The sequence below is a fragment of the Microbacterium sp. M3 genome (genome assembly GCF_033548675.1).
GTDB lineage: Bacteria > Actinomycetota > Actinomycetes > Actinomycetales > Microbacteriaceae > Microbacterium > Microbacterium arthrosphaerae.
The window spans coordinates 863,302-884,221 of sequence record NZ_JAWTZT010000002.1 but is presented as its reverse complement, the minus strand read 5'-3'; the positions used below and the strand labels follow the sequence as shown (position 1 = coordinate 884,221).

Below are 20,920 nucleotides of genomic sequence, written 5' to 3'. Positions count from 1 at the left end.
ATGCCGCGCCAGATCGTCCTCGCGACGCACAACCCGCACAAAATCGAGGAGTTCCAGGCGATCGTCGCCGCGACGAGGCCCGACCTCGAGGTCGTCGGCTACGACGGTCCCGAGCCGGTCGAGGACGGCGTGACGTTCGCCGAGAACGCGCTCATCAAGGCGCGCGCGGCCGCCGCGCACACCGGACTCCCGGCGCTGGCCGACGATTCGGGCATCTGCGTCGACGTGCTGGGCGGCGCCCCGGGCGTCTTCTCGGCCTACTGGGCGGGGCACGCGAAGGATGCCGCGGCCAACCTGAACCTGCTCCTCGACCAGCTCTCCGACATCGGAGACCCGCACCGCGCGGCACGATTCGTGTCGACGATCGCGCTCGTGGTGCCCGAGGCGGCGTCCGGGGCAGGCGCGGCGGAGGCCGAGCACGTCGTCGAGGGCGTCTGGCCCGGTCGCCTCGCCACGGCCGCCTCCGGCGGCGGCGGGTTCGGCTACGACCCGGTCTTCATTCCCGACGGACAGCAGCCGGGCGCCGAGCGGACGGTCGGCGAGTGGACGGCGGAGGAGAAGAACGCGGCATCCCACCGCTCTCGCGCCTTCGCCGAGCTGGCACCGCTCCTCGCCGGCCTCTGAGAGGGGCACCCGCCGGGGGGCCTCAGCGGGTGACCGCGGGCAGCTCGAGGATCTGCGGATGCCGCGGCCTGGAGTGCAGGGTCCACAGCCCGTGCCCGCTCGAGCGGTAGAGGGCGGGGAAGGACCCCCACACCGGATTTCGCGGCGACAGCGGGCGACCCGCGACATGCAGGCGCAGCTCGTCGCCGGCGCGGAAGAAGGTCGCCGACGGGGCGAACGCGATGTCGACGGGGCACGGTGCCTCGCCCGCCCCGCCCGCCTCGCCGACCGCGACCCGGGCGAAGCCGGTCGTGACGAGGTCGCGCCCGAAGCCGTACGACCCCTCGAACGGCACGAAGCGTCCCTGGATCCACTTCGAGAGGCCGGCGAACACCGAGACCGGCCCTGGGGCGGAGGAGCTGAGCCACACGCGCAGACGTGCCTCGCCGGTGATCTCCGTGTCTTCCTCGAACCTCCATGAGTACCGGGCCGCGCGCCGGCGGCCCGGGAACGACACCTCGGCTGCGCCGTCGACGGGGGTCGGCCGCATCCGTCCGTCACCGTGGAGGTGCAGCGCAAGCGTCGTGCTCGGCGGCGGCCACTCCACCTCGGGTCTGACCTCGTGGATGCGGTCGCCGCGATCGCGCACCTCCAGGCGCACGCGGGGGAGATCGTGCGGGATCCCCTTCAGGTGCGCGTCGAGGAAGGCCCGCTGGACCGCCTTGGCCTCGTCGCTGTAGAAGGCCGCCCACTTGCCGGTCCGGTGCGTGTAGAGGTGCCGCTCGGTCGACGAGACCTCCGCGAAGGCGCGGAACGACCCGCGTGTGTGCAGGTTCGCGTCTGAGAAGCTGCCGCACACCAGCATCGGCGTCCGGATGCGCGCGAGATCGGGTGCGAGCGACCGCCACCACGCGTCGTCGTCCGGACGGGCGGCGGCTTCGCGTCCGAGGTCGGGCGACATGCGCGTCGAACGCCGGACCAGTGTGGTCCACAGCCGTGAGAATCCCACCTCGCGGACGCCGCCAGGGTAGAAGAAGTCGCGGTAGGCGTCGGTGAAGCCCTCCCACGGCACGATGGCCCGCAGGTGCGGTGGTGCGGCCGCGGCGACCTTGAACTGCGAGATCGCCAGATACGACACGCCGAGCATCGCGACGCCGCCGTCGCACCAGTCCTGCGAGGCGATCCACTCGATCGCGTCTGACACGTCCTCGGCCTCGGCGTCGCTCAGGAGCGACCCCACGCCGTCCGATCGTCCTGCCCCGCGCACGTCGAGGTTGACGACGGCATATCCGTGCGCCGCCCACCACGCGGGATCGGGGGCCTCCCAGCTGGTCTCCCCCGAGATGCGGATCGGGGCGGTCTGTCGCAGGATGCGGAACTGCGGGTTGATGCGGTAGCCGCGGCGCGTGCGCCGGGGCAGGGCGTCCTTCCCGTACGGATGCGCGCTCAGGATCGCCGGCACCCGCGCCGCATCCGGCGGCAGGTAGACGTTCGCGCGCAGGATCGTCCCGTCGCGCACCGGGATCTCGACGTCGGTGAGCTTGGTCACCTCGCCGCTCATCGGCGTCACGATCACGGGCGGGCGCAGCATCCGTGCGATCCGCTGCCGCGCGTAGCCCGCCGCTCCAGAGCGGTGCCACGGGCGATCGGTCGTCACGTTCCCGAGAGGTCGTGCCTGCACGGCGCGACGCTATCACCGCCTCCGGCCTGCGACTGAGAATCACACTCGTTCCCGACTAGCGTGACGGCGCGTGGACTGCCCGTGACAGGCATAGCCTGGGCGCATGCACGATCACGCGCCGTCGGGCATCCGCGGGGCCGGCAACCGCCGGCTGCTGGCGATCTCGCTCGCCATCACCGCAACGGTGATGGTGGTGCAGGTCACCGGGGCGGCGCTGTCGGGTTCGCTCGCGCTGATCGCCGATGCGGCTCATATGTTCACGGATGCCGCGGCCCTCGTGATCGCGCTCATCGCGAGCACGCTGGCGGCCCGGCCGGCCAACGACCGTCGCACCTTCGGCTACCAGCGCGCCGAGGTGTTCGGCGCGCTCGTGAACGGCATCATCCTCATCGTGCTGTCGGCCTCGGTGGCGTTCGAAGGCGTCGCTCGGCTGCTCGACCCCGCCGAGGTCGAGGTGTCGGGCGGGATCATGCTCGTCGTCGCTATCGTCGGCCTCATCGCGAACGCCATCGCGATGTGGCTGCTGAGCGCGGCGCAGAAGCACAGCATCAACGTGCGCGGGGCCTACCTGGAGGTGATGGGCGACCTGGTCGGCTCGGCGGCCGTCATCGTCGCGGCGATCGTCGTGGTGACGACAGGCTGGGACCAGGCGGACGCCATCGCGTCGCTCTTCATCGCCGCGCTGATCGTGCCGCGGGCCATCGGCCTGCTGCGGGAGGTGCTCTCGGTGCTGGCGGAGTCCGCGCCGAAGGGCACGCACGTGCGGGAGATCCGCGACCACATCCTCGCGACGCCCGGCGTCGTCGACGTGCACGACGTCCACGTGTGGCAGCTGACGCGCGGGGCACCGGTGTTCACCGCGCACGTCGTCGTCGACGACCGGGTGCTGCGCAACGGACAGGCCCCCGGCATCCTGAGTCAGCTGCAGACGTGTCTGTCGCAGCACTTCGACGTCGAGCACTCGACCTTCCAGCTCGAGCCGGCCGGTCACGTCGAGCACGAGGCGCACGCCTGAGCGAGAGGCCCGCCTCAGCGAGAGGCCGCCGGTCAGTCCTCCCGGCGCACGTCGGCGGGGCTCTTGTCGGGCCGAAGGCCGCGCCAGCGGGGATGACGCAGGATGCCTGCGGGAGTGAACTCGCCGTATTCGACCTCGCCCACGAGCTCGGGGCGCACCCACAGCGCATCGCGCGCGTCCAAGGGCGGCACGCCGACCAGCGGATTGTCGTCGGTGCGCAGCGGCAGCAGCTTCTTCATCAGGGTGGCGAGGGTCGAGTCGCTGAAACCGCTGCCGACTCGGCCCGCGTAGCGCAGCCCTTCGGGCGACGGGATGCCGAGCAGCAGCGATCCGAACGTGCTGCTGCGTCCGCCCTTTCCCGGCCGGATGCCGGCGATCACGACCTCCTGCGTGCGGGTGATCTTCACCTTCAGCCACGCCTCGCTGCGGCCGCCGCGGACGTAGGGCGAGCCCGGGTCTTTGACCACGATGCCCTCCAGGCGCAGCTGCTCACTGGTGTCGAGGGCGGCGTCGACGTCATCGAAGACGGGCGGGACGGCTATCGGGTCGATGGTCGAGCCGGCGACGGCGTCGAGCACGTCGCGACGCTCCCGCAGCGGCAGGGCGGCGAGATCGTCACCGTCGTGCGCGAGCACGTCGAACAGGTAGTAGCGCACCGGCGTGCGCCGCGCCTCGCGCGCGATGTCGCCGGCGCGCTCGAGGTTCATCCGCAGCTGCAGCAGCGGGAAGCTCGGCCGCCCGTCGGGCTCGAGCGCGACGAGCTCGCCGTCGAGCACGCACGGCTCGCGGCCGAAGCCCGCGTCGAGCCCCGTGAGCTCGGGGTACCGGTGCGTCACCTCGTTGCCGCTGCGGGCGAACAGGCGCAGGCGCTCGCCGTCCCAGACGCCGACGGCGCGGATGCCGTCCCACTTCATCTCCACCCACGCAGGGTCCCCCCAGCGCTCGGCCGCCCGCCGCGCCTGCGCCGGCGTCGCCGACGTCGACAGCATCGGGCGCAGCATCCCGTGGTCGAGCGGCGACCGGTCGCGTGCCGGTGCCGGTGCCGGGGCCGGGGCCGAGGCCGGGGCCGGGGTCGAGGCCGCGGCCGGGGTCGAGGAGTCCGCGCGCGCCGTCCGAGTCGGGCTCTTGCGCGCGCCGGCGCCATGTGGTTCGTCCGCCTGGGGGCTGGGCTCGACGGGGGTGCCGTCCGGCTGTGGCCGGCCCGCGGCATCCGTCTTCATGCGGTGCAGCAGCCAGCTCGACTTCTCGCCTTCGCCCTGGGTGCGGATGAGCGCCAGCCGCACGCGGCCGAGCGGACCACCCGGGCGTCCCTCGAGGGTGGCGATGATCTCGTCGTCGCGCCACTTCTCGAGGTCGTAACGGCCGTCGTCCCAGATCGTCACCGTGCCCCCGCCGTACTCGCCGGCGGGGATGGTGCCCTCGAACGCGCCGTACTCCATCGGGTGGTCCTCGGTCATGATCGCGAGGTTGTTGCGCTTGTACGAGTGGGGGACGCCCCGGGGCACGGCCCAGCTGACGAGCACGCCGTCGTGCTCGAGGCGGAAGTCCCAGTGCAGGGCGCTGGCGTGGTGCTCCTGGATCACGAAGGTCGGCTTGTCGTCGCTCGGCGTGGCGCCGAGCGGGTTGCGCGGCACCGGCTCAGGGGTGCGGTCGGCGCTGCGCTTGGAGATGTACGCCGACAGCGGGCCCGACTCCGCCTCGCGACCGCCGGCGTGGAAGCCGAGCGGCGACATCGGGTCGCCGAGGGTCTCCACGCGCTCGAGCACCTCGGTGAACTCCAGGTGTCGTAGCCCGGGATCGGCGAGCTCGTCCCACGTGCGAGGCGCGGCGACGGTCGGATGCACGCGGCCGCGCAGCGAGTACGGGGCGATCGTCGTCTTGGAGCCGTTGTTCTGGCTCCAGTCGATCAGCACCTTGCCCGTGCGCTCGGTCTTCTTCATGCTGCTGACGACGAGGTCGGGATGGTCGGCCTCGATCGCGCGGGCGAGCTCGTTCGCGAGCGCCGACGCCTGCTCGGTGGACTGGCCGGGGGGCAGCGCCGTGTACAGATGGATGCCTTTGCTACCGCTCGTGACGGGGTAGGGCTCGAGCCCCATGCCCTCCAGCAGCGTGCGCGCCCACCCGGCGACCACGGCGCATTCCGCGAGACCGACACCGGGCCCGGGATCGAGGTCGAGCACCAGGCGATCGGCGGGGCCGCGTCCGCCGTCGGCCGCGAACCGCCACTGCGGCACGTGCAGCTCGAGGCTGGCCACCTGCGCCAGGTAGACGAGCGTCGGCACGTCGCCGACCAGCGGATAGTCCTTGGTGCCGGTGGAGTGCGGGATCGGCATCCGTCTCACCCACGAGGGAGCGCCTCGCTCGAGATCCTTGGCGAAGAACACCATGCCCGGGTCGTCCTCCGTGCCGACGCCGTCGGGCCAGCGCTTCCGGGTCACGGGACGGCCGACGACGTGGGGGATGAGGGCCTCGGCGATGCGGCTGTAGTAGTCGATCACCTCGCCCTTGGTCGTGCCCGTCTCGGGGTAGAGCACCTTCTCGAGGTTGGTGATGCGCAGGCGCCTGCCGCCGATGCGCACCATCTGCTCGTCCCGCGCCATGCGCTCAGAGTATCGGCGCGCCGCGGCGCAAGGGGTGGCCCGGTGTCGGCGCGCTGGTGTTCACTGGGGGAGTGAGAGCGATCTGGAAAGGCGCACTGACGTTCGGACTCGTGAACGTCCCGGTGAAGGTGTACTCCGCGACCGAAGACCACGACGTCTCGCTGCATCAGGTGCACAACAAGGACGGCGGGCGCATCCGCTACCAGCGCATCTGCGAGATCGACGGCGAGGTCGTCCCCTACTCCGACATCGACAAGGCGTACGACGACGGCGACAAGACCGTCGTGCTCACCAAGGACGACCTGGCGTCGCTGCCGGCCGAGAAGAGTCGCGAGATCGACGTCGTCGAGTTCGTGCCGAGCGAGCAGATCGACCTGCTGACGCTCGACCGCGCGTACTACCTCGAACCCGACTCGGCCTCGCCCAAGGCCTACGTGCTGCTGCGCAAGACGCTCGAGCAGACCGACCGCACCGCCATCGTGCGGTTCTCGCTGCGGCAGAAGACGCGCCTGGCGGCCCTCCGCGTCCGCGGCGACGTGCTGGTGCTCCAGACCCTGCTGTGGGCCGACGAGGTCCGCGAGGCGGCGTTCCCGTCGCTGGATGAGAGTGTGCGGATCTCGGCGAAGGAGCTCGAGCTGTCGGCATCCCTCGTCGAGAGCTTCTCGAGCGACTTCGACCCAGAGGAGTTCACCGACGAGTACCAGGAAGAGCTGCGCACCCTCATCGAGGCGAAGCTCGAGAAGGGCGACGCGGTCGACACGGCAGAGACGTTCGGCGAGCAGGAGGAGGAGTCCGGCGGCGAGGTGATCGACCTCATGGCCGCCCTCCGCGCCAGCGTCGAAAAATCGCGCGCGGCTCGCGAGGGTGGCGCGAAGGCCACCGAGAAGAAGTCGGATGCCGCGGCCCCCGCCAAGAGCAAGCCCAAGGCGGCCGAGAAGAAGCCCGCGGCGAAGAAGAAGAAGGCGTCCTGACGGTGGCCTGCAACGAACGCCGGGACGCCGGCCGCGTGTACGAGGTGCGCGGAACCATCACGCGCTCCCGCGGCGAGCGGACCGGATGAACCTGCTCGCCTGGATCATCGCCCTGCTCTTCTTCGCGCTCGGCCTGCTGGCGTACCTCGGCCTCTGGAAGAACTGGATGCGGGTGGCCCGCGGATACGGCAGCTTCATGGGATTCTGCTGCCTCTACATCGGCGTGGGGATGCTGTCGGCCGGCGTCGCGGTCACGATCGGCGTCCGCACGCCGATCGGAAGCGTGCTGATCGTCATCGCCGCCGCACTGATGCTGCTCGCGATCGTCGGTTTCTGGTGGCTGCCCTCATTCCTGCAGCCGGCCTGGTTCCGTCGCTCGCGCGCGGGGGCGCTCGGCAGGAGATCCGCGGCCGGCTGACCCGCGGCCTCAGGCCTTGGGCGCGTCGCCCTCGTGGTGCTCGGGGCCGCGGTCGAACACCTCGGGGTCGAGCACGAGGGCCTCGGCCTCGTCGTGATCGGTGACGACGTCTTCACCGGCGGCGGCGGCCTTCTTGGCCTTGCTGCGCTCGCGCAGGTAGTGCCACAGCGTGACGACGGCGGTCCCGCCGACGGCGACGAGCAGGATCAGGTCGATGTAGTTCTCGACGAAGTCGGCGACCGGCGGGATGAAGCCGATGAGGTAGCCGAACATCGTGAGGCCGAAGCCCCAGATCACGGCGCCGATGAAGTTGTAGAGCGTGTACTTCCACTTGTTCATGTGACCGACGCCGGCGGCGACGGGGGCGAACGTGCGGACGATCGGCACGAAGCGGGCGAGGATGATCGTCAGCCCGCCGAAGCGCGCGAAGAACGCGTTGGTGCGCTCGACGTTCTTGACGCTGAAGAGGCCGGATTCCTTCTTCTCGAAGACCGACGGGCCGCCCTTGTGGCCGATGTAGTACCCGACCTCACCGCCGACGAACGCCGCGAGGCCGATGAGCAGTGCCACCCACCAGACGCTCAGGCCGAAGACGCCGTTGGGGGCGTAGTCCTGCGGGTGGGAGAGGAGCCCCGAGATCACGAGCAGCGTATCGCCCGGAAGGAGGAACCCGACGAGCAGGCCGGTCTCGGCGAAGACGATGAAGCACACGACGGCGAGCGCCCAGGGGCCCGCCCAGTCGATGATCGAGGCCGGATCGAGCCACGGGATGAGGGCGGTGGGAACGGCGTGCACGGTGTGGGTTTCCCGTCGTCAGTCGGCGGAGGATGCGCGGATTCGCGTGCGGAAGGTGGGACTTGAACCCACACGCCCGGAGGCACAGGAACCTAAATCCTGCGTGTCTGCCAATTCCACCACTCCCGCGAGTGGGTTCAGTCTACTGAGGCGCCTGCGCGTCGGCTGTGGGGCCAGCCCCCGTTTTCGCGAGCAGCTCGGCTATCGGCGGATGCCGAACAGAAAGTAGCTGGCCGGGCCGATCCAGTTGACGAGGATCGCGGGAATCCATGCCGCCTTCGGTCCGCGCACCTCGTCGCGGTCGCGGTGGGCGAGATCCCAGAAGGCGAGGAACGCGAACGCGACCTGCACGATGCTCAGGATGCCGAGGCCGGCCTTCGTCGCCGGCGCCATCTCCGTCTTGGTCATGATCGTCCTTCCGTCGGTTCCTCCATCCTGCCCCGCCCTGGGCGCAACCGCATCTGTGGATAACTTTCGGCTGACGCGGCGGCGAATTGCGAGGATGCTGCGGTGACCTCCGCCGCCGCCCCCGTTGCGACCCTGGTGGCCGAGCGGGTGCGCGAAAGGCTCCGCGCGGAGCGCTCCGACCCGACCCGAGACCCGGAGTTCGCCGCACAGGTCGCGCGCGCCGAGGTGCGACGCCACAACGACTTCGCACTCGCCCGCGGGCTCGCGCCGGTGGACGACGAGACCGCGTGCGTGCGCGAGGTGCTCGCCGCGGTGGCGGGTCTCGGTCCGCTGCAGGCCTACCTCGACGATCCGACGGTCGAGGAGCTCTGGATCAACGCGCCCGACCGGATCTTCGTCGCACGGGGCGGCGTGCCCGAGCGCACACCGCTGATGCTGACCGACACCGCGGTGCGCGATCTGGTCGAGCGGATGCTGCAGTCCAGCGGCCGCCGGGTCGACCTCAGCCAGCCGTTCGTGGACGCCTCGCTGCCCGACGGCAGCCGGCTGCACGTCGTGATCCCCGACATCACGCGCCGTCATTGGGCGGTCAACATCAGGAAGTTCCTGCCGGCGTACCGCGACCTGGGCCGGCTCGTGGCCGCCGGCTCACTCGCGCCCGAGGCGGCCGGGCTGCTGCGCGACGCCATGGTCGGCGGCCGCTCGGTCCTCGTCTCCGGGGCCACGCACGCAGGCAAGACGACGCTCCTCGGCGCCCTGATCGCCGCCTGCCCGCCCGACCACCGGATCGTGACGGTGGAGGAGACGTTCGAGCTCGCGGTCGGCGCGCCCGATCTGGTCGCGCTCCAGGGAAGGCAGCCGAGCCTCGAGGGCACCGGCGAGGTGACCCTCCGCCGGCTGGTCAAGGAAGCCCTGCGCATGCGTCCCGACCGCCTCGTCGTGGGCGAGGTGCGCGACGCAGAGGCGCTCGATCTCCTGCTCGCACTCAACACCGGGGTGCCGGGAGCTGCGACGATCCACGCCAACTCGGCGCGTGAGGCGCTCGGCAAGCTCGCGGCGCTGCCCCTCCTGGCCGGGCGCAACATCGACTCGAGCTTCGTGCTGCCGGCGGTCGCGGCATCCGTCGATCTCGTCGCCCACTGCCGGCGAGACGCGTCCGGCGTGCGCCGTGTGGTCGAGATAGTGGCACCGACCGGCGTCGAGGACGGTGCGATCGCTGCGCGGACGCTGTACCGGCTGGATGCCGCATGACCTTCGTGTGGGGCGCCGTGCTCGCCGCCGGTGTGCTGCTGATCGCCTCGCCCTGGCTGTGGCCGGCGAGAACCCGGCGTCGTGCCGACGAGCCGCGGCGCGGACGACTCGCGCGGCTGCTCGAAGATGCCGGGATGCCGCGCACTTCGGAGGTGTCTCTCGTCGTCATCGCAGCAGCGTGCGCGCTCGTCGGCGGAGCGGTCGCCTGGCTCATCGCGCCGGTCGCGGCGCTCGCGCTCGTCGCCGCGGTGGCGGGGGCTCTCGCCCCGTTCGCGTGGCTGCGCGCGCGCCGGTCGAAGCTGCTGCGCACCCGCCGCGGGCTGTGGCCCGACGTCTGCGATCTGCTCATCGCCTCGGTGCGCGCCGGAATGTCGCTGCCTGATGCGGTGGCGAGCCTCGCGGACTCCGCACCCAGCGAGCTGCGGCCGGCGTTCGCGGCGTTCGGTCGCGACATGGCGGCGTCCGGCCATTTCGAGTCGAGCATCCAGCGGCTGAAGACCAACCTCGCCGACCCCGTGGCCGACCGTATCGTCGAGACGCTGCGCATGGCGCGGCAGGTCGGCGGCACGGAGCTCACCGCGGTGCTCCGCGCGCTCGCCACCTCGGTGCGGGCCGACGCGTCCTTGCGCGGCGAGGTCGAGTCACGTCAGTCGTGGATCCGCGGCGCGGCCGTCCTGGGCGTCGTCGCACCATGGGTGATCCTCGCGCTCCTCGCGGTGCGACCCGAGGGGTCTCGCGCGTACGCGAGCCCGGGCGGCGTCGCGCTCATCCTCATCGGCGCGGCCGTCTCGGTGGTCGCGTACCGTCTCATGCTGCGCCTGGGCCGGTTGCCCGAGCCGCGACGGTGGTTCGGATGAGCGGCTTCGCGCCCGGCGACCTCGCCTACGCGCTCGTGCTCGGCACGGCGCTCGGCGTGGGCGCCTGCCTCCTGGTCTCGCTCGCTCCACGCTGGGGCGCTCCGAGCCTGGCCCGACGGATCGCGCCCTACATCCGCGACGTCACCGATCCACGGGGGCTCGACGTGACGGCGCCGGGTCCGCTGCGTTCGCCGTTCGCCTGGTCCACGCTGGTGCAGGCCCGGCTCTCCGGCCTGGCCGGCGGCGACGCGGCGCTCGAGCGCCGCCTGCACCGCGCCGGCTGGACGCTCGACCCGGCGCGCTTCCGCGGACGCCAACTCGGCTGGGCGATCGCCGGCCTGGGCGCCGGCGGGGTGCTGGTGGTGGCGCTCGTGCTCACCGGGCGCGGCTCGGCAGCGCTCGGGCTGCTGCCTCCCGTGGCTGCCGTGGCCGCGGGCCTCGGCTACGACGCATGGCTCACGAGAGCCGCGAAGGCCCGTGCCGCCCGCATCGAGGAGGAGCTTCCCACGGTCCTGGAGTTCCTGGCGCTGTGCCTCTCGGCCGGTGAGGGCATCCTCGACGCCGTGCGGCGCGTCAGCGAGGTCGGTGCGGGGGAGCTGACGACGGAGCTGCGCGGAGTCGTCGTGGCCGTCGGAACGGGATCGACACTGGGCGAGTCGCTGACCCGCCTGGCCGCAGGGCTCGAGATCCCCGCCCTCTCGCGGGCGGTCGATCAGCTGGTCGCGGCCATCGAGCGCGGCGCACCGCTGGCGCACGTGCTGCAGGCGCAGGCCGCCGACGCGCGCGAGGACGCGAAGCGGACGCTCATCGAACGGGCCGGGCGGAAGGAGATCTACATGCTCTTCCCGCTGGTCTTCCTGATCCTGCCGCTGAGCGTGCTGTTCGCGGTCTTCCCCGGGATCTTCATGCTTCGGCTCGGACTCGGCTGAACAGCCGGAAAGGAGAAAATGATGAAAGCACGGATGCTGCGGCTCACGTCCCGGGCACGCGCGGCGCTGTACGACCTCGCGGACGACGACCGGGGTGACGTCCCGGGCTGGGTCCTCATCACGCTCATGACCGCCGGGCTGGTGGTCGTGATCTGGGCGCTGGCGGGCCCGGCGCTCGCCGACCTCTTCGAGCAGGCCATCGCGCGCGTCTCTGGGCTCTAGGGTCGTGCGTCTCGCGGCGGGTCGCGTGATCCGGCGGCTTCGTGCGCGCGCGGCGGCGCTGCTGCGCGACGAGGAGGGGTCCAGTCCCGTCGAGTTCGTCCTGGTGGGCACTCTCCTCACGGTGCTGACGCTCGCCGTGCTGCAGTTCGGCCTGGCGGTGTACGTCCGCAACGTCGTGCACGACGCCGCCGTCGAGGGTGCCTATCACGCCGCACTGGCAGACACGTCGCTCGGCGATGGCGCCGAGCGCACACGCGACATCGTCTCGCGGACGATCGGCGCCGACTACGCCGGCGACGTGACGGTGCACGAGACGTCAGCGCTCGGTCATGCCGCCGTCGAGGTGCGGATCCGCACGACGCTCCCGCTGATCGGTCTGCTGGGCGCCCCGCGCTCGCTGGAGGTGACGGCGCATGCGCCCGTCGAATCGTTCGACTGACCTCACCTGCCCGCCACCCGACGACGACCCCGAACGCGGGTCGGCGGCACTCGAGTTCATCGTGGTCGGGCTGCTGATGCTGGTGCCGCTGGTGTACCTCGTCGTCACTCTCGGTCTCATCCAGGGGCAGAGCCTGGGCGCGGAGGCGGCGGCCCGCCACGTGGCTCGGGCGGTCTCCACCGCGTCGGACGCCGACGACGCGCGCACGCGGGCGGACGCGGTACTGGCGGCGGTCGCGGCGGAGTACGGCATCGACCACGTCGACCTGTCCGTCGCCTGCACGCCCGCCGGAGCGTCCTGCCCGCGTGCGGGCGCGACGCTCCACATCACCGTGCGGGCGGAGGTCGCGCTGCCGCTCGTGCCGCCGGTGCTCGGGCTCGATGAGATCGCCGTGATCCCGGTCGAAGCGTCCGCAGCACACAAGGTGTCGCGGTTCTGGAGCGAGCGATGAAGTGCTGGTGCGTCGCGAGGGACCATGAACGCGGTCGGATCCGTCGCCGGTCGGACGACGAAGGAAGCGTGCTGATCCTGACGCTCGGCTACGCCGTGCTGGCGCTCGCCGTCGTCCTCGTGTGCACCGCCGCGACCAGCCTCTACCTCGCGCAGAAGCAGCTCGACGCGGTCGCGGATGCCGCCGCCCTCGCCGCTGCGGACGGCTTCGAGCTGTCGGTGACGGACGGGGAGCCGGTCGCCACGCTGTCCGACGCGGGCGTGCGCCGTGAGGCCGAGGCCATGGTCGCCGCCCTCGGCGGCGAGGCACAGCTCGTCTCGGCGGCGAGCCCCGACGGCGTTTCGGCGCGCGTGACGGTCGCCGGGTCGTGGCATCCGCCTGTCATCACCGTCTTCGTCCCCGACGGTGTCGCCCTCCAGTCCACGGCGACGAGCCGCACCGCCCTGCGCTGAGGGCGACGAGCCGCACGACCATGCGCTGAGCGCGCCGGGCCGGGTGGCCGGGCCGGGTGGCCGGGCCGGGTGGCGGGGCGGGGTGGCCGGGCGGCGAGAAAAGGATGGCTGCCGCGCCACGACGGCGCTAGAGTGATCGGCGGACCGGTGCCGCGGCACCCCGAGGGAAGGAGGACGCATGATGGCTGCCTTTGTCGCGCCTCGCAGCTCTTCCCCCTTCCGCGAGGTCGTCCGCACCCACTGATCGTCGGCGACCTCCTGTCTTGGAGTGTCCATCCGATGTCATTCGAACGCGAAGCGTCCGCTTCTGTTCTCACCCCGGAGCTCGAACCGGGAACTGATCAACGCTGGTCCACGTGGCCGGCATCCCCTCCCGCCCAGCGAGGCCCGCTGCCGCATCCCGCGTGGCTCGTCACCGCGGCGGGCGCCTTCGACACCGAGCTCGGTGTCGTCAAGACCGGCAAGGAGGCCGACGTCCACCTCATCGAGCGCGCCGTGCCCGGCACCGTCGGGGTGCGCTTGGCGGCCAAGCGCTACCGCGGGTCGCATAACAGCGACTTCCACCGCTCCGGCAGCTACGAAGAGGGGCGCACCATGCGCAACACCCGCGACGCGCGGGCCGTGCAGCGCAAGTCGTCCTTCGGCCGCACCGTGGCCGCGGGCCACTGGGCGGTGAGCGAGTTCGACGCGCTGTGCCGCGCGTGGCGGGCCGGCGTGCCGGTGCCGTACCCGGTGCAGGTCAGCGACACCGAGGTCCTGATGGAGTTCATCGGCGACGGACGGGTCGCCGCGCCGCGCCTCGCGCAGAGCAGGCTCCACGGCGAAGAGCTGCGGGATGCCTACACCCAGGTCATCGGCATCCTCGAGGCGTTCGCCCACGCCGGGTTCGCACATGGCGACCTGTCGCCGTACAACCTGCTGGTGCACCACGGTCGTGTCGTCGTCATCGATCTGCCGCAGATCGTGGACGTGGCGGCGAATCCGCAGGGATTCGACTTCCTGCATCGCGACGTCGTCAACGTGGCCGCGTGGTTCGCACGCCGCGGCCTCGACACCGACCCGGAAGAGGTGTTCGGCCGCCTGATCGCGATGATGTGGTGATCCGCGGACGCGGATGAGGGGCCCGGTCGGCTGACCGGACCCCTCATCGTGCGTCAGCTCAGCGGACGCCCTTTGCGGGCGTCGCCTGGAACGCCTTCTCGATCTCCTGCGAGAAGGTGTTGCCCGCGGCATCCTTGGCCGTCACACGCAGGTCGACCCAGCCGCCCTTGTCCGACACCGGGATCTGCGCGGTGTACCCGCTCACCCAGGCGCGGCTATCGACGAAGATGCCGCCGTCGTGCTCGACCGCGCCGGTCGGGGCGTCCGTCTGGGCGCCGCTCAGCGCGACCGGCTTCCACTCGCCGTTCTCGCTGCGCGCCTCGAGCGTCGCCTCGGTGATCGCGCCGGAGGGCACCGTGCCCGCGACGTGGCCGAGCTCGAGACCGAGCGTCACCGCCGTGCCCTTCTTGCGGCCCTCGCCCACGAGGTTCTTCTCGTTGACGTCGACGTCGTAGTACGCCTGGATGAGCGGCAGCAGCCGGTAGTTCCAGTCGCCGAGCTTGCCCTCGGAGGTGAACGTCCAGTCGCTGACCGTCTTCGTCGACCCGGCGAGGTGCGAGCCGTCGTGGGTCGCGGTGCTCACCACGCGCCACTGCTGCTCGCCGTCGGGAAGGTCGAACACGTTCGCACCCTGGTGCTCGGTCTGCTTGATCAGCTCGCCGTCCAGGTAGAGGTCGGTGTGCTGCTGAACGGTCGAGTCGGGCATCCACGTGTCGAACGTGCCGGTGTGGTCACCGTTGCCGCCGTCGGCCCAGCTCGGGATGTTCACCTGCGCGTAGTCCGAGACGCGGTAGGGCACCCAGAAGCCGGTGGCGACGTACGGCCGCACGATGCCGCCGAAGTACTCCTCGGTGGTGCGCTCGCCGGGCTCGTAGGTGCGCAGCTTGTCGCGGATCTCCCACATCACCGAGCTGACCGCGACCCACTGGTTCCAGCGGAGGTTGTCGGTGTTGATCCACTCCGTGCGGTCCATGCCCCGGTGCGCGATGTAGGGGAAGCCGCTGCCGTACTGGGCACCCGGCACGAAGTCGTACCGGAACTCGGCGAGCTGCTCCTCCTGGCCGTGGTAGCGGGTGTCGATGCGGGCGAGGTCGTCCGCGGTGTGCGTGTAGGTCAGATCCTCGGGGATCTCGCCGTCACCCCACTCCGCGATGTCGTAGACCACCTCGGTGGCGGGAACCCCCACCGCTGAGAGCGTGACCTTCTTCTTGCCGCCGAGCTTCGCGAGCAGTTCGCGACCCTCGACGCCGCTGATGCCCGCGACCGGGAGGGCGATGTCGGAGTAGTCCACCTCCGAGCCCACCCAGTCGTTGTGCTCACCGTCCTCGTCGTTGACGAGAAGGAGGAGCTTCGCGCCGGCGGCGAGCGCGTTGGCGGCCTGCTGGGATGCCGTCAGCTCGGCGGTGCGGGTGACCACGGCGATCTTGCCGGCGACTCCCGCGGCGGCGAGCTCCTCGGGGGTTCCGGTGCCGCCGTCGACGGCGCGCGCCTTGAACGACCCGTCCAGCCACTCGGAGCCGCCGAAGACGATCAGATCGAGAGGCTTCTTGCCGTCGGAGACCGTGAGCAGCGGCGTCTGGAGGCGCCAGCGCGTCGTGAAGTCGAAGTCGGCGTCGTCGATCTTCATCGGCTGCGCCCACATCTCGTCGGTCTTGACCGGCATCATCGCGCTCGCGAGGAAGTCGTCGACCTTGACGTCCATGCGGCGGTGGACGGCCTCGAGGCCCGCGGCGCCGACATCGACGGTGACCTCCTTCGCGGTGCGCGCGTCGAACGCGACGGTCTTGTCGCCATCGAGCTCGAGCGTCGGCTCGCCGACGAGCACACTGGCGATGGTGTCGGGCGTGCGGTTGAGCTCCATGAACGAGACGACCGAGTAGTCGCCCTTCATGAGGCGCAGGGTGGTCTCGCCGCCGACGTAGATGGGCTCGGCGAACTGGGTGGCCGGGTTCCACAGGAAGGCGTACGTCTCCGTCGGGTTGCCCTCGAAGTCCGTCGCGGTGAGGGTGAGGTCGTAGCGCTCGGCCTCGGCGATCGTGCCGAGGGCGGTGCGGGTGACCGGCTCGCCGTCGACAGCGCCGACGAGCGCGCCCGACAGCTGCGTGCCGGCGGGCACCTTCGCCGGGTCGACGGTCATCGTCGCGGTGCGGGTCTCGCCGGCGGGGATCGTGAGCGACTCGGTGTCGAGCGTCAGCGCGTCGAACGCGATGCCGGCAGACATCGGGCCGGGGTCGCCGCCGCCGTCGCCGGGGGTGGTGTCGCTGAGGCTGGCCTCGAGCGCGACCGTGAGCTCGGCATCCGTGCGGTTGGTGAACTCGACCGCGCGCGTGACGGGAGTCGGCTCCTGCCCCCAGGCGAGCATGCCGAAGTCGCCCGAGCCCGATGCGACGACCGGCGCGTCCAGCGCCGCGGCGACGTTGATGACGCCCGAGCCGCCCTGGTACGGGGTGTAGCCCAGGTCGACGGCCGTGCTCGCGAGCGCCGCCTTCAGCTGGGCGGCGGTGTACTCCGGGTGCGCGCCGAGGAGGATCGCTGCCGCACCGGCGACGTGGGGCGTCGCCATCGACGTGCCGCTCATCGCGATGTACGGGCCCTCGCCGCCGCTGTCGGCGGAGCGCGCCGCGGTGACGTTGTTGCCGGGGCCGGTCACGTCGGGCTTCATCGCGCCCGAGCGCGCGAGCGGCCCCTGGCTGGTGAAGTACGACAGGTAGCCGTCGGGGTCATCGACCGAGCCGACCGTGAACGCCTCGGCGGCAGAGCCGGGGGCGCCGATGGTCTCGGCCGCGCCGGCGTTGCCCGCGGCGACCACGAAGAGGGCGCCGGTCTCCTGGGCGATCCGGTTGAGCGACTCGGCCATGAGGTCCTTGCCGTCCGACGCCTCGGTCGAGCCGAGGCTCATGGAGACGATCGGCGCGTTCTGGCCGGCCCATTCCATGGCCTCGATGATCCACGAGTCCTGGCCGTAGCCGTCGGCGCCGAGCACCTTGCCGACGAGCAGCTGCGCGCCGTCCGCCACGCCGCGGTGCGTGCCTCCGCTCGCGGCGCCGGTGCCGGCGATGGTCGAGGCGACGTGCGTGCCGTGGCCGTTGGGGTCGGCGGCGACCTCTTCGCCGGGGACGAAGCTCTTCGAGCCCTCGGCCACGTGGCCCTGCAGATCGGGGTGGGTGTCGTCGTACCCCGTGTCGAGCACGGCGACGGTGACGCCCTCGCCGGTGAGGCCGCGGTCCCAGGCCTCGGGGGCGTCGATGTAGGGGACGCTGGAGTCGAGCGAGGCGCGCACCTTGCCGTCGAGGTGGATCGCCTCGATGCCGCCTGCGAGCGCGGGGGTCGTCGAGAAGGTGCGGGCAGAAGGCGCGGTGAGTGCCTGCCAGGCGGCGGCGGCGTCGCCGTGGCCGAGGGTGGCGGCGGCACCGCCGATGCTCTCGAGCGGGGTCTGCAGCTCGATCCCCGGCACGGGCGCGGCGAACGTGCGCGCGGCTGCGTCGTCCTGCTCGACGATGATCGGGGTGGCGTCGACCGAGGCGTCGTCGTAGCCGTACTCGATGAGGAGCGACACGTTGAACAGGTCTTCGTCGAGGGCGCCGGCCGCCAGGTACGGCATGGCGCCCTGGGGTACGACGTGCAGGTCGTCGCCGACCTCGTACGTCTGCACGCCGGCGCCATCGACCGCGGTGTCGATGGAGACCGTGTGCGTGCCGTCGGCGAGGTCGGTCACCGTGACGCGGTCGCCCGTGATCAGGGTGACGGTGTGCGCGCTGCCGGCGGACGCACCCGTCGCGGGGGGAGCGTCTGGGGTGGGGCTTGCGCCCGCCGGCAGAGTCGTGAGGCCGATGCCTGCGATGCCGATCGCCAGGCCGCTCGTGGCGGCGACGATCGGGCGGAGGCGACGGCCGAAGGGCTGGGGTCGTGACATGCGCGAGCCTCTCGGGGTCGTGGGGATTCGTCCTCCCCACCTTCGCCGCCGTCCCGCCTAAAGTGGGTGGCGGAGAACTGCCATGGCCACCATCCGCCACGGTCGGCGGGTGACGATGGAGGCATGGGGGAGAACACGGTGCTCGATGCGCTCGGCCTCGACGAGGCCCACACCGCGGTCTACCGCTGCGTCCTGCAGCAGCCGTCGGCCTCGACGCCCGAGATCGCGTCGGCGCTCAGCATGTCGCTGCCGCGGGTGCGTCCGATGGTCGCCGAGCTGGAGCGCCTGGGGCTGCTCGCGCGGCAGGCGTCGAACAGCGACCGTTACGTGGCCTCGCCGCCGGCGATCTCGCTGCGTCCGCTGCTGCTCGAGCGCGAGCGCGGCCTCACCCGCGCGCACGAGGCTCTCGTCGAGCTGAGCGATCTCTACCGCCGTTCTGCCGAGCAGCGCAGCGTCGCCGACGTGGTCGACGTGGTCATCGGCGACGACGCCGTTCGGCAGCGGGTCGCGCAGCTGCAGGCGGCTGCCACGGAGCAGGTGCGGGTGCTCGTGCTGCATGAGGTGGCCCTCGTCAGCGGCGAAGACAACATCGAGGAGGACCGGGCCCTCGCCCGCGGCGTCCGCTACCGCGTCATCGTCGAGAGCGCGGTGCTCGAGCGCCCCGGCTTCCTCACCGCCGCGCGCGAGATGGCGCAGATCGGCGAGGAGATCCGGGTGCTGCCGACGCTTCCCACGCGCATGTTCATCGCGGACGACCAGATGGCCCTTGTGCCGATGCACTCGCAAGACGAGGACGAGGGATTCGGCGCGCTGCTCATCCACCCGAGCGGCCTGCTGGATCTCGTCACCTCGATCTTCGAGGAGTACTGGCGCTCCGCGACGGAGTTCCTCCCCATCGCCGCGGTGCCCACCACCGAGGAGGTGGACCGCGACCTGCTGCGCCTGCTGCTGCTCGGCGTGACGGATGCCGCGGCCGCGACCCAGCTCGGCATCTCGCTGCGCACGGTGCAGCGCCGGGTGGCCGAGCTCATGGACACCGCCGGCGTCACCACCCGCATGCAGCTCGGCGCCGAGGCGGTGCGCCGCTCCTGGGTGTGAGGCGGACGCCGCGACCGACGGATGCCGCTACCAGCCGTGGGTGTTGAACCATTCCCGTCTGCGGCGGGCCTCGGTCGCCGTCTCGGCGGCATCCGTGGTGTCGTGTTCGATCCGCCGGCCGTCTTCGGTGAGCGCGACGAACCGCAGGCAGACCGGGCACAGCGCCCGGCCGTCCGGGAAGCCGTCGGCCAGCCGGGCCGCCGGCGCATCGGGCTCATCCGAGCCGGGGCAGCGCGCGGGGTCGGCTGCGGCATCCGTCCACATGATCGTGCGGTGCCGATGCAGGCCGGGGTGGCCGAGCGGGCGGGTGCACCGACGGCCGGCGCTGCGGCTGCGGCAGAATCGCACGACGCCATGGTCCGCGGCGGCCGGCGCGGCCTCGCTCACGGCTGCCGCCGCGGAGCGTAGCGCGGCACCCACCGCACGAAGGCCAGGGCTCCGAGGAGTCCGACCGCGCCCATGACCCCGCTCGCGACCGCGAGCGATGCCACCGCGGCGATGCCCGACACCAGCAGCGGGGCGACGGCGCCGCCGGCGTCGGTGAGGGTGCGCCACGACCCGAGGAACGGCGCGGGGTCTGCCTTGGGCGCGACATCCGCACCGAGCGTGAGGAGGATGCCGCTCGAGAGCCCGTTGCCCACGCCCAGCACCGCGGCGAACATCGCGAACCACATCGCCGCCTGCGGCAGATCGTGCGTGAACGACAGCGCGACGAACCCGGCGCCCATGAGGACCATGGCCGGAAGAGCCGCCCAGAGCCGCCCGAAACGGTCCATCACCTGGCCGCTCGCGTAGAAGAGGGCGAAGTCGATGGCTCCCGAGACGCCGACCACGAGGGCGATGGTCTGGGCGTCCAGCCCGATCGACACGCCCCACAGCGGCAGCACGACCTGCCGGGCCGAACGGACGGCGGAGAGGGATGCCGCGGCCAGGCCGAGCGTCGAGAGCACCCGCCGGTGGCGCCACATCGTCCGGATGACGCCGGTGCCCGGGCCCGACCTCGTCTCCGGCTCCCGTGTGCGGCGGACGGGGATCGACCCGGTGACGGGCTCGCCGGTGTCCTCGGTCTCCACGCCGTTGCGCGCGGAGCCGGTCTGCGGCGCCAGGAACCGCTTCTCGGGGTCGGGGCCGAAGAGCACCAGCAGCACGGTGGCCACGAGGCAGCCGCCGAAGAACCAGATCGTGGCGTGCTCGTCGCCGAAGAGGGCGAGGAGGGCGGCCGCCACGAACGGTCCCACGAACATGCCGAGGCGGAAGGTGCCCCCGAGGAGCGACAGCGCCCGCGCCCGGAAGGCCAGTGGGACGCGCGTCGTCATGAACGAGTGGCGCGCGAGGCCGAACGCCGCCGCACAGAAGCCGATCAGGAACACCGCGATCGCGAACACGCCCAGCGCGGGCGCGAGCGCCATGCCGACGACGCCGGCGAGCGACACGACGCCCGCGATCGCCATCGTGAGGCGCTCGCCGATGCGGGCGACCGCCCAGCCGGCCGGGATGTTGCCGCAGAGCTGCCCGACGACGAGCGCCGAGGCGACGAGCGCGGCGGTCGCGACATCGGCGCCCAGCTGCGCGGCGATGACCGGGATCAGCGGGATCACGGCGCCTTCCCCGAGGGCGAAGAGCACCGTCGGGCCGTAGACCATGGGGCCGAACCGCCACAGCACGTCGCGGGCGGTGGGGGAGTCGGCGCGATCGGTCACTTCTTCCACGTTAGTC

At 71.9% G+C, this 20,920-nt stretch carries 20 protein-coding genes and 1 tRNA gene; 13 read left to right on the top strand and 8 right to left on the bottom strand.

The window, feature by feature from the left end; translation table 11 throughout:
* On the top strand, positions 1 to 624 hold the full coding sequence (gene rdgB / locus R8Z57_RS09470; RefSeq protein WP_318353498.1) for an RdgB/HAM1 family non-canonical purine NTP pyrophosphatase: 624 nt from the start codon (positions 1 to 3) through the stop codon (positions 622 to 624).
* 22 nt (positions 625 to 646) lie between these two features.
* Here the strand turns inward: rdgB and R8Z57_RS09465 are convergent, their stop codons facing one another.
* Entirely contained in the window at positions 647 to 2,284 is a 1,638-nt protein-coding gene (locus R8Z57_RS09465) for a CocE/NonD family hydrolase (RefSeq protein WP_318353497.1), read from the bottom strand.
* A 103-nt stretch (positions 2,285 to 2,387) separates the two neighbouring features.
* Here R8Z57_RS09465 and R8Z57_RS09460 point away from each other — a divergent pair, with 103 nt between their 5' ends.
* Complete coding sequence (locus R8Z57_RS09460; RefSeq protein WP_318353496.1) at positions 2,388 to 3,299, top strand: cation diffusion facilitator family transporter; 912 nt, start codon at positions 2,388 to 2,390, stop codon at positions 3,297 to 3,299.
* 32 nt (positions 3,300 to 3,331) lie between these two features.
* On the opposite strand, the gene R8Z57_RS09455 is transcribed toward R8Z57_RS09460, so the two are convergent.
* Positions 3,332 to 5,899, bottom strand: coding sequence for an ATP-dependent DNA ligase (locus tag R8Z57_RS09455; protein WP_318353495.1), 2,568 nt, complete (start codon positions 5,897 to 5,899; stop codon positions 3,332 to 3,334).
* Positions 5,900 to 5,970: 71 nt separating this feature from the next.
* Here R8Z57_RS09455 and R8Z57_RS09450 point away from each other — a divergent pair, with 71 nt between their 5' ends.
* Complete coding sequence (locus R8Z57_RS09450; protein ID WP_318353494.1) at positions 5,971 to 6,870, top strand: Ku protein; 900 nt, start codon at positions 5,971 to 5,973, stop codon at positions 6,868 to 6,870.
* Positions 6,871 to 6,955: 85 nt separating this feature from the next.
* Positions 6,956 to 7,288: a hypothetical protein gene (locus R8Z57_RS09445; RefSeq protein ID WP_318353493.1), complete on the top strand. Its 333-nt coding sequence runs from the start codon at positions 6,956 to 6,958 to the stop codon at positions 7,286 to 7,288.
* Between the two features lie 9 nt (positions 7,289 to 7,297).
* Here R8Z57_RS09445 and R8Z57_RS09440 read toward each other — a convergent pair whose 3' ends face one another.
* The 3 genes from R8Z57_RS09440 to R8Z57_RS09430 all read right to left on the bottom strand — a co-directional run bounded on the left by R8Z57_RS09440 (position 7,298) and on the right by R8Z57_RS09430 (position 8,491).
* Positions 7,298 to 8,083: a DedA family protein gene (locus R8Z57_RS09440; RefSeq protein ID WP_318353492.1), complete on the bottom strand. Its 786-nt coding sequence runs from the start codon at positions 8,081 to 8,083 to the stop codon at positions 7,298 to 7,300.
* Positions 8,084 to 8,130: 47 nt separating this feature from the next.
* Positions 8,131 to 8,212 (bottom strand) — tRNA-Leu (locus R8Z57_RS09435).
* Positions 8,213 to 8,284: 72 nt separating this feature from the next.
* Entirely contained in the window at positions 8,285 to 8,491 is a 207-nt protein-coding gene (locus tag R8Z57_RS09430) for a PLDc N-terminal domain-containing protein (protein ID WP_318353491.1), read from the bottom strand.
* 102 nt (positions 8,492 to 8,593) lie between these two features.
* Here R8Z57_RS09430 and R8Z57_RS09425 point away from each other — a divergent pair, with 102 nt between their 5' ends.
* The 8 genes from R8Z57_RS09425 (at position 8,594) to R8Z57_RS09390 (ending at position 14,193) form a co-directional block, all read left to right on the top strand.
* Entirely contained in the window at positions 8,594 to 9,742 is a 1,149-nt protein-coding gene (locus R8Z57_RS09425; RefSeq protein WP_318353490.1) for a CpaF family protein, read from the top strand.
* Entirely contained in the window at positions 9,739 to 10,599 is an 861-nt protein-coding gene (locus R8Z57_RS09420) for a type II secretion system F family protein (protein ID WP_318353489.1), read from the top strand. Before R8Z57_RS09425 ends, R8Z57_RS09420 begins: the two co-directional genes overlap by 4 nt.
* Positions 10,596 to 11,528, top strand: coding sequence for a type II secretion system F family protein (locus tag R8Z57_RS09415; protein ID WP_318353488.1), 933 nt, complete (start codon positions 10,596 to 10,598; stop codon positions 11,526 to 11,528). Before R8Z57_RS09420 ends, R8Z57_RS09415 begins: the two co-directional genes overlap by 4 nt.
* Before the next feature lie 33 nt (positions 11,529 to 11,561).
* On the top strand, positions 11,562 to 11,750 hold the full coding sequence (locus R8Z57_RS09410) for a hypothetical protein (protein WP_318353582.1): 189 nt from the start codon (positions 11,562 to 11,564) through the stop codon (positions 11,748 to 11,750).
* A 25-nt stretch (positions 11,751 to 11,775) separates the two neighbouring features.
* A complete protein-coding gene (locus tag R8Z57_RS09405) occupies positions 11,776 to 12,189 on the top strand; it encodes a TadE/TadG family type IV pilus assembly protein (protein ID WP_318353487.1) in 414 nt (137 codons plus the stop codon).
* Positions 12,164 to 12,640: a TadE family protein gene (locus R8Z57_RS09400; protein WP_318353486.1), complete on the top strand. Its 477-nt coding sequence runs from the start codon at positions 12,164 to 12,166 to the stop codon at positions 12,638 to 12,640. The genes R8Z57_RS09405 and R8Z57_RS09400 overlap by 26 nt, the downstream gene beginning before the upstream one ends.
* Before the next feature lie 68 nt (positions 12,641 to 12,708).
* Positions 12,709 to 13,092, top strand: a complete 384-nt coding sequence (locus tag R8Z57_RS09395) for a pilus assembly protein TadG-related protein (protein WP_318353485.1) — start codon at positions 12,709 to 12,711, stop codon at positions 13,090 to 13,092.
* 279 nt (positions 13,093 to 13,371) lie between these two features.
* Positions 13,372 to 14,193 carry a serine protein kinase RIO gene (locus tag R8Z57_RS09390; protein ID WP_318353484.1) on the top strand — a complete coding sequence of 274 codons (822 nt, stop codon included), beginning with the start codon at positions 13,372 to 13,374 and terminating at the stop codon, positions 14,191 to 14,193.
* A gap of 58 nt (positions 14,194 to 14,251) precedes the next feature.
* On the opposite strand, the gene R8Z57_RS09385 is transcribed toward R8Z57_RS09390, so the two are convergent.
* Entirely contained in the window at positions 14,252 to 18,106 is a 3,855-nt protein-coding gene (locus tag R8Z57_RS09385) for a S8 family serine peptidase (RefSeq protein ID WP_318353483.1), read from the bottom strand.
* Positions 18,107 to 18,229: 123 nt separating this feature from the next.
* Between R8Z57_RS09385 and R8Z57_RS09380 the strand changes: the two genes are divergently transcribed.
* The gene (locus R8Z57_RS09380; RefSeq protein WP_318353482.1) at positions 18,230 to 19,204 is read left to right on the top strand and encodes a helix-turn-helix domain-containing protein; all 975 of its coding nucleotides are present in this window, start codon (positions 18,230 to 18,232) and stop codon (positions 19,202 to 19,204) included.
* Positions 19,205 to 19,231: 27 nt separating this feature from the next.
* Here the strand turns inward: R8Z57_RS09380 and R8Z57_RS09375 are convergent, their stop codons facing one another.
* Positions 19,232 to 19,591 (bottom strand): hypothetical protein, encoded by a 360-nt coding sequence (locus R8Z57_RS09375; RefSeq protein WP_318353481.1) that lies wholly within the window; start codon positions 19,589 to 19,591, stop codon positions 19,232 to 19,234.
* Complete coding sequence (locus tag R8Z57_RS09370) at positions 19,588 to 20,847, bottom strand: MFS transporter (RefSeq protein ID WP_318353581.1); 1,260 nt, start codon at positions 20,845 to 20,847, stop codon at positions 19,588 to 19,590. Before R8Z57_RS09370 ends, R8Z57_RS09375 begins: the two co-directional genes overlap by 4 nt.
* Positions 20,848 to 20,920: the final 73 nt, after the last annotated feature.